The organism is Corynebacterium sp. (assembly GCF_030532325.1).
Classification (GTDB): domain Bacteria; phylum Actinomycetota; class Actinomycetes; order Mycobacteriales; family Mycobacteriaceae; genus Corynebacterium.
Map to the genome: position 1 here is coordinate 20811 of NZ_JAUNLS010000017.1, position 15270 is coordinate 36080.

Annotated in this window: 15 protein-coding genes; 10 read left to right on the forward strand and 5 right to left on the reverse strand. The window is 64.4% G+C overall.

Going from position 1 to position 15270, the window contains the following annotated elements; all coding sequences use genetic code 11:
* Nucleotides 1-25 precede the first annotated feature (25 nt).
* Entirely contained in the window at nucleotides 26-1111 is a 1086-nt protein-coding gene (gene ychF, locus Q4E25_RS09195) for a redox-regulated ATPase YchF (RefSeq protein ID WP_303156486.1), read from the reverse strand.
* A 188-nt stretch (nucleotides 1112-1299) separates the two neighbouring features.
* On the opposite strand from ychF, the gene Q4E25_RS09200 reads away from it, so the two are divergent.
* The 3 genes from Q4E25_RS09200 (at nucleotide 1300) to Q4E25_RS09210 (ending at nucleotide 4951) form a co-directional block, all read left to right on the forward strand.
* Nucleotides 1300-2742 (forward strand): AI-2E family transporter, encoded by a 1443-nt coding sequence (locus Q4E25_RS09200; RefSeq protein ID WP_303156532.1) that lies wholly within the window; start codon nucleotides 1300-1302, stop codon nucleotides 2740-2742.
* Between the two features lie 36 nt (nucleotides 2743-2778).
* A complete protein-coding gene (rmuC, locus tag Q4E25_RS09205) occupies nucleotides 2779-3852 on the forward strand; it encodes a DNA recombination protein RmuC (protein WP_303156487.1) in 1074 nt (357 codons plus the stop codon).
* Nucleotides 3853-3925: 73 nt separating this feature from the next.
* Nucleotides 3926-4951 carry a DUF6542 domain-containing protein gene (locus Q4E25_RS09210; protein ID WP_303156488.1) on the forward strand — a complete coding sequence of 342 codons (1026 nt, stop codon included), beginning with the start codon at nucleotides 3926-3928 and terminating at the stop codon, nucleotides 4949-4951.
* A 181-nt stretch (nucleotides 4952-5132) separates the two neighbouring features.
* Here the strand turns inward: Q4E25_RS09210 and Q4E25_RS09215 are convergent, their stop codons facing one another.
* Nucleotides 5133-6095 (reverse strand): 4-hydroxy-3-methylbut-2-enyl diphosphate reductase, encoded by a 963-nt coding sequence (locus tag Q4E25_RS09215; protein WP_303156490.1) that lies wholly within the window; start codon nucleotides 6093-6095, stop codon nucleotides 5133-5135.
* 211 nt (nucleotides 6096-6306) lie between these two features.
* On the opposite strand from Q4E25_RS09215, the gene xseA reads away from it, so the two are divergent.
* From xseA to Q4E25_RS09230, 3 genes are read left to right on the forward strand one after another with little or no spacing between them, the layout of a single operon-like run.
* On the forward strand, nucleotides 6307-7548 hold the full coding sequence (xseA, locus tag Q4E25_RS09220) for an exodeoxyribonuclease VII large subunit (protein WP_303156491.1): 1242 nt from the start codon (nucleotides 6307-6309) through the stop codon (nucleotides 7546-7548).
* A 39-nt stretch (nucleotides 7549-7587) separates the two neighbouring features.
* The gene (locus Q4E25_RS09225; protein WP_303156493.1) at nucleotides 7588-7905 is read left to right on the forward strand and encodes an exodeoxyribonuclease VII small subunit; all 318 of its coding nucleotides are present in this window, start codon (nucleotides 7588-7590) and stop codon (nucleotides 7903-7905) included.
* Nucleotides 7906-8283: a hypothetical protein gene (locus Q4E25_RS09230; protein ID WP_303156494.1), complete on the forward strand. Its 378-nt coding sequence runs from the start codon at nucleotides 7906-7908 to the stop codon at nucleotides 8281-8283.
* A gap of 39 nt (nucleotides 8284-8322) precedes the next feature.
* On the opposite strand, the gene Q4E25_RS09235 is transcribed toward Q4E25_RS09230, so the two are convergent.
* Nucleotides 8323-8916, reverse strand: coding sequence for a DUF4245 domain-containing protein (locus Q4E25_RS09235; protein ID WP_303156495.1), 594 nt, complete (start codon nucleotides 8914-8916; stop codon nucleotides 8323-8325).
* 226 nt (nucleotides 8917-9142) lie between these two features.
* Here Q4E25_RS09235 and glpX point away from each other — a divergent pair, with 226 nt between their 5' ends.
* The 4 genes from glpX (at nucleotide 9143) to Q4E25_RS09255 (ending at nucleotide 14107) form a co-directional block, all read left to right on the forward strand.
* Nucleotides 9143-10156, forward strand: a complete 1014-nt coding sequence (glpX, locus tag Q4E25_RS09240) for a class II fructose-bisphosphatase (protein ID WP_303156496.1) — start codon at nucleotides 9143-9145, stop codon at nucleotides 10154-10156.
* Nucleotides 10157-10299: 143 nt separating this feature from the next.
* The gene (locus Q4E25_RS09245; RefSeq protein WP_303156497.1) at nucleotides 10300-11700 is read left to right on the forward strand and encodes a class II fumarate hydratase; all 1401 of its coding nucleotides are present in this window, start codon (nucleotides 10300-10302) and stop codon (nucleotides 11698-11700) included.
* Between the two features lie 203 nt (nucleotides 11701-11903).
* Nucleotides 11904-12539 carry a TetR/AcrR family transcriptional regulator gene (locus Q4E25_RS09250; RefSeq protein WP_303156498.1) on the forward strand — a complete coding sequence of 212 codons (636 nt, stop codon included), beginning with the start codon at nucleotides 11904-11906 and terminating at the stop codon, nucleotides 12537-12539.
* The gene (locus tag Q4E25_RS09255) at nucleotides 12533-14107 is read left to right on the forward strand and encodes an MDR family MFS transporter (RefSeq protein ID WP_303156499.1); all 1575 of its coding nucleotides are present in this window, start codon (nucleotides 12533-12535) and stop codon (nucleotides 14105-14107) included. The genes Q4E25_RS09250 and Q4E25_RS09255 overlap by 7 nt, the downstream gene beginning before the upstream one ends.
* 131 nt (nucleotides 14108-14238) lie before the next feature.
* Here the strand turns inward: Q4E25_RS09255 and Q4E25_RS09260 are convergent, their stop codons facing one another.
* Together Q4E25_RS09260 and Q4E25_RS09265 are read right to left on the reverse strand one after the other, a co-directional pair.
* A complete protein-coding gene (locus tag Q4E25_RS09260) occupies nucleotides 14239-14853 on the reverse strand; it encodes a GNAT family N-acetyltransferase (RefSeq protein ID WP_303156500.1) in 615 nt (204 codons plus the stop codon).
* A 75-nt stretch (nucleotides 14854-14928) separates the two neighbouring features.
* Nucleotides 14929-15222 (reverse strand): hypothetical protein, encoded by a 294-nt coding sequence (locus tag Q4E25_RS09265; protein ID WP_303156501.1) that lies wholly within the window; start codon nucleotides 15220-15222, stop codon nucleotides 14929-14931.
* Nucleotides 15223-15270: the final 48 nt, after the last annotated feature.

The window sequence follows — 15270 nt, forward strand, 5'->3', positions numbered from 1 at the left end:
TTGCGGGTTGTCAGCGGAGTTTTATTTAACCGCCGATCTTGAAATCGCAGACGTCGCCGTCCTGCATGATGTAGTCCTTGCCCTCCTGGCGCACCTTGCCCTGGTTGCGGGCCTCGACCATCGAGCCGGCTGCGTCAAGATCCTCGAAGGAGACAATCTCCGCCTTGATGAACTTCTTCTCAAAGTCGGTGTGAATCACGCCAGCGGCAGCCGGGGCAGCCGTGCCCTGCTTGATGGTCCACGCGCGGGCCTCCTTCGGGCCGGCGGTGAGGTAGGTCTGCAGGCCCAGGGTGGCAAAACCGGCCTTGGCCAGCGTAGCCAGGCCCGGCTCCTCCTGCCCCACGGACTCCAGAAGCTCCATGGCCTCGTCCTCGTCGAGCTCGAGCAGCTCGGTCTCGGTCTGGGCGTCGAGGAAGACGCACTCGGCCGGCGCCACCAGCTCGGCCAGCTCGGCCTTCTTGGCGTCGTCGGTAAGCACCTCCTCATCGGAGTTGAACACGTAGAGGAAAGGCTTGGCCGTCATGAGGTGCAGCTCGCGCACCAGAGCCAGGTCGATCTCGCCGTTCTTGGCCGCGGCAAAGAGAGTGCGGTCATCCTCCAGGATCTCCTGAGCCTTCTTGGTGGCCTCGACGGTCTCGGCCAGATCCTTGTTCTTGCGGGCCTCCTTCTCCAGGCGCGGCAGGGCCTTCTCGATGGTCTGCAGGTCCGCGAGGATCAGCTCCGTATTAATAACGGAAATATCGTGGGCCGGATCGACCTTGCCGTCGACGTGGATGACGTTGTCATCGGAGAAGGCGCGCACCACCTGGCAGATGGCGTCGGCCTCGCGGATGTTGGCCAAGAAGGCGTTGCCCATGCCCTCACCCTTGGAGGCGCCCTCCACGATGCCGGCGATGTCCACGAAGGACACGGTGGCCGGGAGGATGCGCTCGGAGCTAAACATCTCCGCCAGGCGGTTCAGGCGGGCGTCGGGAAGCTCGACGAGTCCCACGTTCGGCTCGATGGTGGCGAACGGATAGTTGGCCGCCAGGATGTCGGAACGGGTCAGGGCATTAAACAAAGTGGACTTGCCCACGTTGGGCAAGCCGACGATTCCAAGTGTAAGACTCACGGGGCCAATCCTAACGCACAGCGAGTTTTTTCAGGCAAGATGGTGGGGTGAGTTCTGACAAGCACGATTCCCCAGGCTCCTCGCCGGATACCCACGCCGCAGCGAGGGGCACCGACGCCGCCGAGGCCTCACGCAGCACGTCTGTCGAAGGCCCCGCAGACATTACTGAGGCGGCGCTGAGCGGCCGCATTGACGACGTCGCCGATGCCACCACCCTGGACCAGGTCTCCCCGCACCCGCCCAGCGGCCAGGTGGATCGCTCCATGGTGGTCGGCGACCTCATCAAATCCGCTTCCTTGTGGGCGCTGCGCTTGTTCATTATCGGTCTGTGCGTCTACGCGGCCTACAAGATGGCGGGCAACTTCTGGCAGGGCATCCTGCCGGTGCTCATCGCGCTGATCATCTGCACCGTGCTGGCCCCCGGCGCCCGCTGGCTGCGCCAGCATCACGTGCCCGCCGCGCTGGCCGCGGTGATCACCATCCTGATCTCGTTTAGCGCCGTCGGCTCGCTGTTTATGTTCATCGCGCCAGACTTTGCCCGCCAGTCGCAGACACTCTACTTGCAAACCGTGGAGGGCATCCAGCGCCTCCAGCTGTGGGCGCAGGGCCCGCCGCTCAATCTCGACGCCGAGGACATGTCGCGCTACGTCGATGAGATTGCCTCCTGGCTGCAGCAGCAGGCCGGCACCATCGCCGGCTCGGTTTTTACGGGCATCGGCACGGTGACCTCCATCATGGTCACGCTGCTGATCGTCTTGGTGCTGACCTTCTTCTTCCTCAAGGACGGCCACCGCTTCCTGCCCTGGCTGCGCGAGGCCACCGGCCGGCGGACCGGCTGGCACCTCACCGAGATGCTCACCCGCGCCTGGAACACCCTGGGCGGCTTCGTGCGTGCCCAGGCGCTGGTCTCGCTTGTCGACGCCGTCTTCATCGGCCTCGGCCTCGCCCTCATCGGCGTGCCTCTGGCCATGGCGCTGGCAATCATCACCTTCATCGCCGGCTTCATCCCCTTCGTCGGCGCCATCGTTGCCGGCGCGCTCTCGGTGACCATCGCTTTGGTCTCCCTGGGCTTCACCAAGGCCCTCATGGTGCTCGCCCTGGTGGTGGCCGTCCAGCAGCTGGAGGGCAACGTGCTCTCGCCGTGGCTGCAGTCCAAGGCCATGAACCTGCACCCGGTCATCGTGCTGATCTCGGTGACAGTGGGCTCCGCGCTCTTCAACCTGGTCGGCGCTTTCTTGGCGGTGCCGGTGGCCGCCACCATCGCCGTGGCCTACCGCTACTTCCAGGACATGATGATGCTGCAGTCCGGTGAGAAGCGCGCCGAGGACATGAACTTCGCCACCGTGGCGGGCTTCCTCATCGGCCGCTACACCCAGCAACAGGGCGAACACAAGCGGCAGGTGTGGCTGTCCATGCCGCAGTACGCCGCCCCGGAGGACGCGCTCGATGAGGTCTCCGCTGCCGGCGCGGACAGCGAGGACGCCGAGGCCACCCTGGATGCGCGCCCCGGCGTGGGCGGTGAGGAGGAGGCCGCCCCGGCCCAGGGGGTCAACCCGGCGGTGGTGCGCTCAAGTTTCAAGAAGGCAGTGTCCTCCGTCGAACATCTGTTGCAGCCGCGCAAGCGTTCCTAGGCCGGCGCGTCCACCGCGTCTGACAGGATGACGGGCATGACTTCTTTCGTGCCCGTCTTTTTGCTGTTTGTGGGACTCATCCTCGGCGCAATCCTCGGCTGGCTGGCGCGCGCCTACTCCGCCCAACGCTCCCAGCCCTCGGCGGAGCACGCGGCGCTGATGGAATCGCAGCGCCGCCAAGCAGAGCTCGCGCCTTTGGAAAAGGCGATGGACAGGCTGGGGCTGCAACTGCAGGAGTTGGAAGAGGACCGCCACGCCTCGCTCGCCGCGCTGAGCAGCCAGGTGCAATCCGTCACGCGCACCTCCTCGCGGCTGAGCGAGCGCACCGACAAGCTGGTGGGCGCCTTGCGCTCTCCCAACGTGCGCGGCCGCTGGGGCGAGATGCAGCTGGAGCGCGTGGTGGAGCTCGGAGGCATGCTCAAGCACGTGGACTTTGACTCGCAGGTCACCGCCTACATCAACGGCCAGGCCGTGCGCCCGGATCTGGTGGTGCACCTGGCCGGCGGCCGCAGCATCGTGGTGGACGCCAAGGTGCCGTTTAGTTCCTACCTCGATGCTCTGGAGACCGAGGACCCCGAGGAGCACGCCGGCTACCTGCGGCGGCACTCGCACCTGCTGCGCAGCCACGTGCAGGGGCTTTCCCACAAGAGCTACATCGAGGCCTTCTCCCCCACCCCGGAGTTCGTGGTGCTCTTTGTCCCGGCGGATCCATTCCTCGACGCCGCGCTCTCGGTGGACCCGGATCTCTTGGAGTTCGCCTTTGAGCGCAACATCGTCATCGCCACCCCCAGCACACTTTTCGCGCTGCTGCGCACCGTGGCCTTGGGCTGGCGGCAGGAGGATATTTCCGCCAAGGCCCGTGAGGTGCAGCGGCTCGGCCGCCAGCTCTACGCGCGCCTTAACACCGTGCACGAGCACTACGACAAGGTCGGGCGCGGCTTGGAAAAGGCGGTGCAGGCCTACAACGCCTCGCTAGCCTCCCTTGATTCCCGCGTGGCGGTGACCGCACGCCGCCTGCACGAGATGGACATTCCTGCGCGCAGCGACGTGCTCCCGGTGGAACCGCGGATGGTGGAAGACTGGCCACGGCGCGCCGGCGGTGAGGACTAACACGCGAGAATTCAGCGTTACATGCGGCACGGAACTAACGTTTCGCCATGGAGACACGCTAGACTTAGCCGCCGTGTCACAAGCCAGAAATCGCAACTCCACGGTCACGCACAGCGCAGCGCGCCCGGTCCATGGGCTCTCCCTTCCCATGGGGCTTTTGTGCATTGCGCTCGCAGCCCTCCTTGCTGTTGTGGTGACCATGCTCACCGGCGCGATTGGATGGCCTTTTGCCGTTATCTTTGGACTGACCGCACTCGCTGTCACCTGGCGGGTGGACCCGCGCGGGCTCTTCCTTACGGTGGCCTCCCAGCCACTCATTTTCTTTGTGTTCTTGGTGGCAGCCGGCTGGGTGAACACTCGCTCAAACCTGCCGCAGGGCGCCTCGGCCTTTTCCAAGACAGCCCTACTCACCTCCGCCTTTCCGGCGGTGCAGCACTTTCCAACGCTGCTGATCATCGTGGTGCTGTGTGCACTGCTGGCAGTCCTGCGCCTGTGGCGCGGCAAGGCCGCCGCCGAGCACAACACCAGGCGGGCGCAGGTCACCCGCCGCGCTGAGGCCGCAGCCAATCGCCGCACTAACTCCGAGCGCCTCTCGGTGGCTGAGCTCGTTGCCCGCGACCGCGCCGAGGACGCTGAGTACCGCCAGCGCCAGCGCCGCATCCGCGAGCGCGACCGCGAGGCGCGCCGCCGCGAGCAGGCCAAGGAGCGCGAAGAGCAGGCGCGCAAGCGCGTTGAGGCCGGCCGCCCACAGCGCGAGGCCGCGGAGCGTAGCGCCGCGCAGCGCCTGGACAAGGCCCGCGCCGCCAGTGCCTCCGGCAAGGAGACCAGCCAGGACTCCGCACAGAACGCGGCGCAGGACTACGACGCCGACCGGGACTTCGCCCCGCGCCGCCCGGACCCCACCCGCCGCGCCGGGGATACCCTCTCCGATTCCGCGCGCACTGCGCGTGCAAGCGGGCGCTACTCGGATCACTTCAAGGCAGCGGCCGAGGAGTCCATCCGCAACGAGAAGGAGCGCCTGGCCCAGAAGCAAGCCCAGCGCGAGGCGCAGCGCGCAGGCAAGAACTCCACGCTCAACGAGAACCTCTACGAGGACTAGCGGAGGAGCTGTCCAGCCCGTTGCTTCCATTTCTGTGACGTCATTGTTCCATCTCCGGCCGGACACCACCGAACACCAAGCGGCCCCGCACCCATCATGTCCGTGGGTGCGGGGCCGTTGGGGATCGCAGTGCTAGAAGCTACTGCTTCGCAGCTACTGGTTTCTGCTTCGCTGCGGCTGGTTACTGCTTCGCAGTGCGCGGGGCGCGCAGCTCGCGCGGCAGGGAGAAGGTGATGGTTTCGGTGGAGGTGGTGACCTCCTCGACGTCGTGGTAGCCGCGCTGATCGAGAAACTCGAGCACCTCGCGCACCAGCAGCTCGGGGACGGATGCTCCGCAGGTCACGCCCACGGTCTGCACGCCCTCGAGCCAGGCCTCGTCGATCTCAGAGGCAAAGTCCACGAGGTGGGCGGCCTTGGAGCCGGCCTCCAGGGCCACCTCCACCAGGCGCACGGAGTTGGAGGAGTTCTTCGAGCCCACCACAATCATCAGGTCGCACTTCGGCGCAATGTTCTTCACCGATTCCTGGCGGTTCTGGGTGGCATAGCAAATATCGTCTGAGGGCGGGTTCTCCAGATGTGGGAAGCGCTTGCGCAGCTCGTTGACGATGATGACAGTCTCATCCACGGACAGCGTGGTCTGGGAGAGCCAAATGAGCTTCTCATTTTCCAAAAAGTCCGGCAGCTTGGCCACGCCCTCGACGCCATCAACCAGGTGGGTGACCTCCGGGGCCTCACCAGCGGTGCCCTCAACCTCCTCGTGGCCCTCGTGACCCACCAACAGGATGTGGTAGCCATCGCGCTGGAAGCGGCGGGCCTCGTTGTGCACCTTGGTCACCAGCGGGCAGGTGGCGTCCAGGGTCAGCTGCTTTCGGCCCTCAGCCTCAGCACGCACCGCCGGGGAAATGCCGTGCGCGGAGAAAATAAGGTGCGCACCCTCGGGGGCCTCAGAGGCCTCCTCCACAAAGATGACTCCGCGCTTGGCCAGGGATTCCACCACGTAGCGGTTGTGGACAATCTGCTTACGCACGTAGATCGGCGCGCCGTACTTTTCCAAAGCCTTTTCCACGGTTTCCACCGCGCGGTCCACACCAGCGCAGTATCCGCGCGGGGCCGCCAGGAGCACGTTCTTGCCAGTTTCAGTCATGGCCCCAAGAGTATCTAAAGTTGCCGTCAAACAGTAGTCAGTGCTCGCTAGTCAGACTCACCGGTCGAGCTTACTTCTCACCACGAGCCGCGAGCTTTCGCCACCAGCTACGAGCAGCCCCAGCACCGCGCGTGTCCGTCGTGCTTAATACACTGGGGTGACGCGCCGCGCCGCAGCGGCACATAAGTTCTCTACAGAAAGGCATCACGGAGTGAACCAACCGGCTAACACCGCCGAGACTCCCTGGCCCGTGGGCAAGGTCAATGACCAGGTCAAGGGCTGGATCGAGCGCCTCGGATTCCTCTGGGTGGAAGGCCAGCTCACCCAGGTCAACGTCAAGCCTTCGTGGAAGCTGTCCTACCTCACCTTGCGCGATGTCTCCGTGGAAAAGTCCGTGCAGCTGACCTGCAGCACGGACCTCATCCGCCGCCTGCCCTCCCCCATCAAGGACGGCGACCGCGTCGTGGTCTACGGCAAGCCGGCCTTCTACGCCGGGCGCGGTTCTTTCTCCCTGTGGGTCACCGACATCCGCCACGTGGGCGTGGGGGATCTGCTCGCCCGCATTGAGATGCTCCGCCAGCGCCTGGCGCAGGAGGGGCTTTTCGACGTCTCCCGTAAGCGCCCCCTGCCCTACCTTCCGCAGAAGATCGGGCTAATCACCGGCCGCGGCTCCGCCGCCGAGCGCGATGTCCTCTCCGTGGCGCAGGACCGCTGGCCGGCCGTGCAGTTCCGGGTTATCAACACCGCTGTGCAGGGCGCCGGGGCGGTCAGCCAGGTGATCGACGCGCTAGAGACCCTCGACGCCGATCCGGAGGTCGACGTCATCATCATCGCCCGCGGCGGCGGCTCCGTGGAGGATCTCCTGCCTTTCTCCGAGGAGGCCCTACAGCGAGCCGTGGCCCAGGCCACCACCCCGGTGGTCTCCGCCATCGGCCACGAGCCCGACAACCCAGTGCTGGACAACGTGGCGGATCTGCGCGCGGCCACGCCTACCGATGCCGCCAAGCGCGTCGTCCCCTCCGCCGCCGAGGAGATGGCCTTTCTCACCGAGGCCCGCCAGCGCATGGCCGGCGCGCTGCGCGGCTGGGTGGAGCGCGAGCGCCGAGGGCTGGACAATATCCGCTCGCGCCCGGTGCTGGCGGATCCCATGACCCCCATCCGGCAGCGCCGGGAGGAGCTGGAGCGCGCGCAGCTGGCCATCCGCCGTGATATCACCCGCCTCATCGAGCATGAGAATCACCAGGTCTCCTCGCTGCGCGCCCGCGTGGCGGCGCTGGGCCCAGCAGCGACCCTGGAGCGCGGCTACGCGGTGGTGCAGGTCCTCCCCCGCGACGGCTCCGGCCCGGAGGTGGTGACCTCCTTCCAGCAGTCCCCGCCCGGCTCGCAGCTGCGCATCCGTGTGGGCGATGGTTCCATCACCGCGGCCGCCATGGCCGCCCAACCCGCCGACTAAACTCACAACACGTTATTGCACACAAGGAGCACACCAGAGATGAACCAGACCATCGGCAGCGGCCAGCCAGGCCAGGACGCATTCCCGCCCGTTGAGTCCTTGAGCTACGAGCAAGCGCGCGACGAGCTCATTGAGACCGTGAAGATTTTGGAACTGGGCCAGATGGGCCTGGATGAATCCCTCAAGTACTGGGAGCGCGGTGAAGCCTTGGCCAAGGCCTGCGAGGCCCACCTCAACGGCGCCGCCCAGCGCGTCGAGGCTGCACTCGCGCGCGGTGATGACGCAAATAGCGGCGAGGCAGACACACCTGTGACAAACGAAGCAGTGGAAAGCGCAGCGGAAAGCGAGGAGAACTAGATGCAGATTTACGGATACCCAGGTGATCGCGTGGACTTCGTGTCCAAGTCCGGCTCCGCGGGCTCGCTGCTTTTCGGTGACCCGCGTTCCCTGGCGGAGGAATTCTTTGGCCAGCCGCACACCAGCAGCCAGGACGGCGGGGAGGAAGCAATCTCCTACTTTTCGGAGTCCATCGTGCTGCGCTTTGACGCCTCTGGGCTGCGGGCAGTGAGCATCTACCCCACCCGCTCCAAGCGCGAGAAAGTAGACGTCTACCTGGCCAAGACGCGCCTGAGCGGACTGGAATCCGCAGAGCTCAACGAGCTCATCGAAAAGTCCCAGGGCCGCCTCGAGGTCGAGGCCGACGACAGCCTGCAGCGTGCCACTTTCCTGCGATAGCGCTGCTGCGCTCCCGCGGCGGCGCTGGTTTTAGGTGCCTTACTTGCCTTCGACGACGTTGCCCTCGGCGTCGATCTGCAGAGGGGCCGCGGCCACGAAGGCCTTGAGGGCGGCCTCAAAATCGGCGTCGGGAGCCGCGCCGGTGAGGATGAGGCGGGCGTCGCCAAGATATGCCACCCACAAGGGGCGCACGTCCTTGTCCTCGCTGGCGTAGATGGAGAACTCCTGGCCATCGATCACGCGGTGCGTGTGCTCCTCGCGGTAGTTGGCGTCGTAGTTCTTGGTGGCTTCCTCCAAGGTTGCCGCCGTCTGGGCGGACTCCACGTAGCCATCACCCGGGGTCAGCCAGCTCACCACGGACGCGGACTGCGGGCCCACCTGCACGCGGCGCGCGGCGGTAGCGGTCCAGCCCTCGGGCATCTGCGGCTCGCGGATGACCGCCCCCTCGGCACGCGCCTCCATCTCCAGGAAGGTCGCCGCGTCAACGGTCTGAACGGGACCCGACTTTTCCGGGTTAACGGAGCACAGGCCCGTCGCCCCCACCACGAGCAGCATCGCGATTACCGTCACGCCCAGGGAGAGGATGATGTCCCGGGCGCCCTCGAAAACTTTGGGTCTAGATTCTGTTGCCACGCCAACAGTATTCCATGTGGCCAGGTGCCTTGGCTAAATGGCCGCCGCTGGCCCGCTGAGCACGCACGACGCCGCACTCAGCCACCGGCAACCCACTTTCGGGGGCAGGTTTCGGGCACGTTCGGGGCATTTTTCAGCCACCTGGGCAAAAGTTAGTGCAACAATGGACGTGAGTGCCCGGAAAGGTCCGGGGCGATAATGCACAGAAGGAAGGCTTCTTTCACACATGTCCGAAAACACTTCTTATATGCCGGATCGCAACCTCGCGATGGAGCTGGTGCGAGTGACTGAGGCGGCAGCCTTGGCCTCTGGCCGTTGGGTCGGCCGCGGCATGAAGAACGAGGGCGACGGCGCTGCGGTGGACGCAATGCGCAAGCTCATCAACTCTGTTGCCATGAACGGCGTCGTCGTCATCGGTGAGGGCGAAAAGGATGAGGCCCCGATGCTCTTTAACGGCGAGCAGGTGGGCACCGGCGAGGGCGCTGCGATGGATATCGCCGTGGATCCCGTCGACGGCACCCGTCTGATGGCCGAGGGCCGCCCCAACGCCATCTCCGTTATCGCCGCTGCCGAGCGCGGCACTATGTATGACCCTTCCGCTGTGTTCTACATGAAGAAGATCGCCACCGGCCCGGAGGCCGTGGGCGCTATCGACATTGAAAAGTCCGTGGAGTGGAACATCAACTCCGTGGCTAAGGCCAAGGGCATCAAGCCCGCTGACCTCACCGTGGTTGTCTTGGACCGCCCGCGCCACGAGGAGCTCATCGCCGAGATCCGCGCGGCCGGCGCCAAGGTTCGCCTCATCATGGACGGCGACGTCGCCGGTGCCATCGCCACCTGCCAGGATTCCAACTCCATTGACCTCATGATGGGCATCGGCGGCACCCCGGAGGGCATCATCACCGCCTGCGCTATGAAGTGCATGGGTGGCGAAATCCAGGGCAAGCTGTGGCCCAAGGACGAAGCCGAGGCCGAGAAGGCCCGCGCCGCTGGCCATGACTTGGACCGCGTTCTCACCACCAACGATCTGGTCTCCTCCGATAACTGCTACTTCGCCGCCACCGGCGTGACCAACGGCGACATGCTGCGCGGCGTGTCCTACCGCACCAGCGGTGCCACGACCCGCTCCCTGGTCATGCGCTCCAAGTCCGGCACCATCCGCTACATCGACTCGGTGCACAAGCTGGCCAAGCTGCAGGAATACTCCGTCATTGACTACGGCACCCCCAAGACCAACTAAATAGCTTTCCGCCCGGAGTGTTTCGGGGTCTGTGCTGCGTACCCCCGTGGTGCAGGCCTTGAAGCATTTCGGGTTCATTTTGGCCATACTGGTACATGGCCCACGCAACAAGAACTACTGAGAACTACAGCAAAGGTGATTTCATGACTGAATACCGCATTGAGCACGACACCATGGGTGAAGTGAAGGTTCCGGCTGACGCTCTCTGGCGCGCACAGACCCAGCGCGCAGTAGAGAACTTCCCCATCTCCGGCCGCGGCCTGGAGGTTGCTCAAATCCGCGCACTCGGCCTGCTCAAGGCAGCCTGCGCGCAGGTCAACAAGGACTCCGGCGCTCTGGACGCGCAGAAGGCCGATGCCATTATCGCCGCCGCTAAGGAGATCGCCGAGGGCAAGCACAACGAGGCTTTCCCGATCGACGTCTTCCAGACCGGCTCCGGCACCTCCTCCAACATGAACACCAACGAGGTCATCGCCTCCATCGCCCACAACAATGGCGTGGAGATTCACCCCAATGACCACGTGAACATGGGGCAGTCCTCCAACGACACCTTCCCCACCGCCACCCACGTGGCCGCCACCGAGGCTGCGGTCAACGACCTCATCCCGGGCCTGAAGGTGCTGCACGACTCCCTCATGGGCAAGGCCAAGCAGTTCGCTGACGTTGTGAAGTCCGGCCGTACCCACCTCATGGACGCCACCCCGATCACCCTGGGCCAGGAGTTCGGTGGCTACGCTCGCCAGATCGAGCTGGGCATCGAGCGCGTCGAGGCCACCCTGCCGCGCCTGGGTGAGCTGGCCATCGGCGGCACCGCCACCGGTACCGGCCTCAACACCAGCGCTGACTTCGGCGCCAAGGTCACCGAGGAGCTCAAGAAGCTCACCGGCATCGAGCAGCTCAAGGAGGCGGAGAACCACTTCGAGGCCCAGGCGGCTCGCGACGCCCTCGTGGAGTTCTCCGGCGCCATGCGCACCATCGCGGTCTCCCTCAACAAGATCGCCAACGACATCCGCCTCATGGGCTCCGGCCCGCTGACTGGCCTGGCTGAGATCCACCTGCCGGACCTGCAGCCGGGTTCCTCCATCATGCCGGGCAAGGTCAACCCGGTGATCTGCGAGGCCGCCACCATGGTCTCTGCTCAGGTCATTGGCAACGACGCCGCCGTGGCCTTTGGTGGTGCCAACGGCCACTTCGAGCTCAACGTGTTCATCCCGGTGATGGCGCGCAACGTTCTCGAGTCCGCTCGCCTGCTGGCCAACACCTCCCGTGTCTTCGCCGAGAAGTGCATCGACGGGATCGAGGCCAACGAGGAGCGCATGAAGAAGTTTGCGGAGTCCTCCACCTCCATCGTGACCCCGCTGAACTCCAAGATCGGCTACGAGAACGCCGCCAAGGCAGCCAAGCACGCTCTCAATGAGAAGATCACCGTCCGCGAGGCAGTCATTGACCTCGGCTTCGTCGACGGGGAGAACCTCACCGAAGAAGAGCTGGATGAGCGCCTCAACGTGCTCACCATGACCAACCGCGACCGCGACAACTTCTAAGTTTCACCTTCGAGGTTTCGCGTCACACTCGCGCATTCCGCCCCCGCGCAGGCCATTAACACCGGCCCGGCGCGGGGGTTTTGCCTGCTCAGCCCCTTTCACCCCGCTGGAAAATCACCAAAATAATTGCGCGCGTCACACTGCGCCGTCAGTTCCTTAAAAATCACCAAGTTTGCACTTGGTGCAAACTTACACCGGGTGTAATGTTGCACCCCGTGCAAGAAGAAATGACTTTACGCGAACAGAAGCGCTTCGCAACGCGCCTGCGGATCGAGGACGCCGCCACCCGCCTGGTGGACGAGCGTGGATTCGCTGACGTCACCGTCGAAGAGATCTGTGAAGCAGCCGGAATTTCCCGCCGCACATTCTTTAACTATTTTGACTCTAAAGACTCGGCCGTTCTCGGCGCCCCCAGCGACGAGTTCACCGAATCCCAAAAGGACTATTTCCTCGACACCCCCACCAAGAGCGTCTTCCTACTCACCGTCGATCTGGTCAAGCACCACATGTCTGGCCACCACGCCGATCCCGAAATCGTGGAGAGGCGCCGCCGGATCGCAGGAGACGCGGACGCGGCAGCGGCGGCCCTGAGCCGAAAGCGCGCCAAGTCCAATGAGATTCTCAATCTCATCGCCCAGCGCCTCCAGAAGGAGCCTTCTCTGCAGATCATGCCGGAGACGGACCCCATAACGGAGGCCATTCTCATCGGTGGGCTCATCCGCCAGGCGGTATGGCTGGCCACTGCTTCGCCGGACATCAGCTGCTCAATCCCCTTTGAGGAGCGCTTTGATCAGGCATTAACACTCGTGAACGATTTTTCGAAAGGACTGAAATGGTAGATACCGCGAAGACATCGGCCCCGCAGGCCGAGACCGGCAAGCCGGAAAATAATCTCGCGCTTATCTTCTCGGCCCTCGTGCTCACCATGCTGATGAGCTCCCTGGGTCAGATGATCTTCTCTACGGCGCTGCCCACCATCGTTGGTGAACTTGGCGGCGTCGACCACATGAGCTGGGTGATTTCCGCCTTCCTCGTGTCCATGACCATCGCTATGCCCATCTCCGGCAAGCTCGGTGACATGATGGGCCGCAAGTGGCTCTACATCGGCGGTATCGCCACCTTTGTCATCGGCTCCGCCATCGGCGGCTTTGCCCAGAGCATGAACCTGCTCATCTTTGGCCGCTTCATCCAGGGCTTCGGCGCCGGCTTCATGATGATTTCCTCCCAGGCCATCATCGCCGAGGTCACCACCGCCCGTGAGCGCGGCAAGTTCATGGGCATCATGGGCGGAGTCTTCGGCCTCTCCTCCGTCCTCGGCCCCGTGCTGGGCGGCTGGTTCACCGACGGCCCGGGCTGGCGCTGGGGCATGTGGATGAACATCCCGCTGGGCATCCTCGCCATCATCGTGTGCACCCTGGTGCTGCACCTGCGCGTCGGCTCCACCGATCTGCGCCGCTTCGACGCCCTGGGGGCGACCTTCATCGCGATTACCACCGCGGCGCTTATCCTCATGACCACCTGGGGCGGCACCCAGTACGAGTGGAGCGATCCCATCATCATCGGCCTGGCCATCACCGTGGTGCTCGGCGCGATCATCACCGTCTACGTGGAGTCCAAGGCCGCTGAGCCGCTCATCCCGATCCACCTCTTCCGCAAGCGCAACATGGTGCTGACCACCGCCGCCGGTACGGTGCTGGGTCTGGCGATGTTCGGCGTGCTGGGCTACATGCCCACCTACCTGCAGATGGTCCACACTCTGACGCCGACCAACGCTGGTCTCATGATGATCCCGATGATGATCGGCCTCATCGGCACCTCGACCGTCGTGGGCTTCCTCATCGCGCGCACCGGCCACTACAAGATCTATCCCATCGTGGGCCTCATCATCACCACGGTCGCGCTGTACTGGATGTCCAAGCTCACCGTCGACACCTCCCTGACCACGCTGGGCCTACAATTCTTCGTCTTCGGCTTCGGCCTGGGCTTCGTGCAGCAGGTGCTGGTGCTCATCGTCCAGAACTCCTTCCCGGTGGCTCTGGTGGGCACGGCGACGGCCGCCAACAACTTCTTCCGCCAGATCGGCTCCGCCGTGGGTGCCTCCCTGGTGGGTTCCCTGTTCATTCACAACATGAAGGAGCAGCTCTCTGAGAACATGCCGGCCGCCATTGCCTCGCTGGGTAAGAAGGGCGCAGCCTACGCCGAGCAGTTCTCCGCCGCCGGTGGTGGCGCGTCCAAGCTGACTCCATCCCTGGTAGCCGATCTCCCCGGCCCCATCCGCGATGTCATCCTCAACGCCTACAACGACGGCCTGACCCCGGTCATCCTACTCATGGTTCCCATGGCCATCGTTGCCCTGTTGCTGCTCTTCCCGGTCACCGAGGAGCATCTCAAGGAGACCATCGACTAGCTCCACGAGCACGCAGCAGCGTTCACGGCATCGCCGTTGATCACCAAAATCCCGCGGACCCAGACGAAGGGTTCGCGGGATTTGTTGTGCTATCGCGCTCTATAGGCTTCTCGCCTTACTACACCGCTGTCCTACTCTTTAGCGTTGTTGGAGGCCGACTCGGTACCGTTGGAGGACGCCGTGCTTGGCGACGTCCCCGCGGCCGAGTACTCGGGCTTCGGCAGCAGAAGCTCGTAGACGTCCGTATCGCGCCACTGCCCGGCGAGCTCGCCGTAGGTCATCTTGGCCAGGTGAGAGTAGGTGCCAACCTTGACGAAGCCTCGGGACTTGTGCAGGCCCGCCGAGCCCTCGTTCTCCGGGAAGATCCACGAGTGGATGGCCCACTTGTGCAGGTCGCGGCAGGTCTCAATGAGCTTGTCCAGCAGCGCGCCGCCGATGCCACGGCCCTGGGCTGCGGAGCTCAGGTAGATGGAATCCTCCACCACGCCGTGGAAGACGGAGCGCGAGGAGATGGGCGCCGCCGAGACCCAGCCGAGTACCTTGGAGTCATCGTTTTCCTCAACGGCCACAAAGACAGTTGCAAGAATCTTGGCCGATTTAAACTGCTCAAGGGTGGTCGAGCGGGTCTCATAGGTGGCGTGGCCAGTGTTGAGACCTTCCTCGTAGATGGCGCGCATCTGCGGGTAATCCGCCGCGCTGAAGGGGCGGATGACGAAGTCCCGCTTCTTGTCTTTGGCTTGATTCATGTAGTTATTATCGCGTCCACCGCACCTATACGGCTACCGGAACGCGGTGACGTTCGCCATCCGCGAACGTCGCTCTTAGCGGCCCTGGAGAAGCGGCGTGAAGATGTTGGGATACTCCTTGGCGTTGATCAGCATAAATACCAGGTCAGCCAGGACAACGAAGCCCAAGCTAGCACCGAACACGATGCCCAGGGTGTCCACCTCAGAGTGATCGCTGCTACTTTCCGCGCCGGCCTTGGCCTTGGCTACCACGGCGTTGCTGGAGCCGGCATCGACGCGCGGCGCGGCGGTGGCGGGGGCCACGCTAGCCGTGCCAGCAGCCAGGGAAAACGTGAGAATGCCCGCAGCGAGGCGACGTGATAGGGACATAGTTCATCCTCATTTCTAGGGGTGGGACAGGTAAACCCCCACTATAAC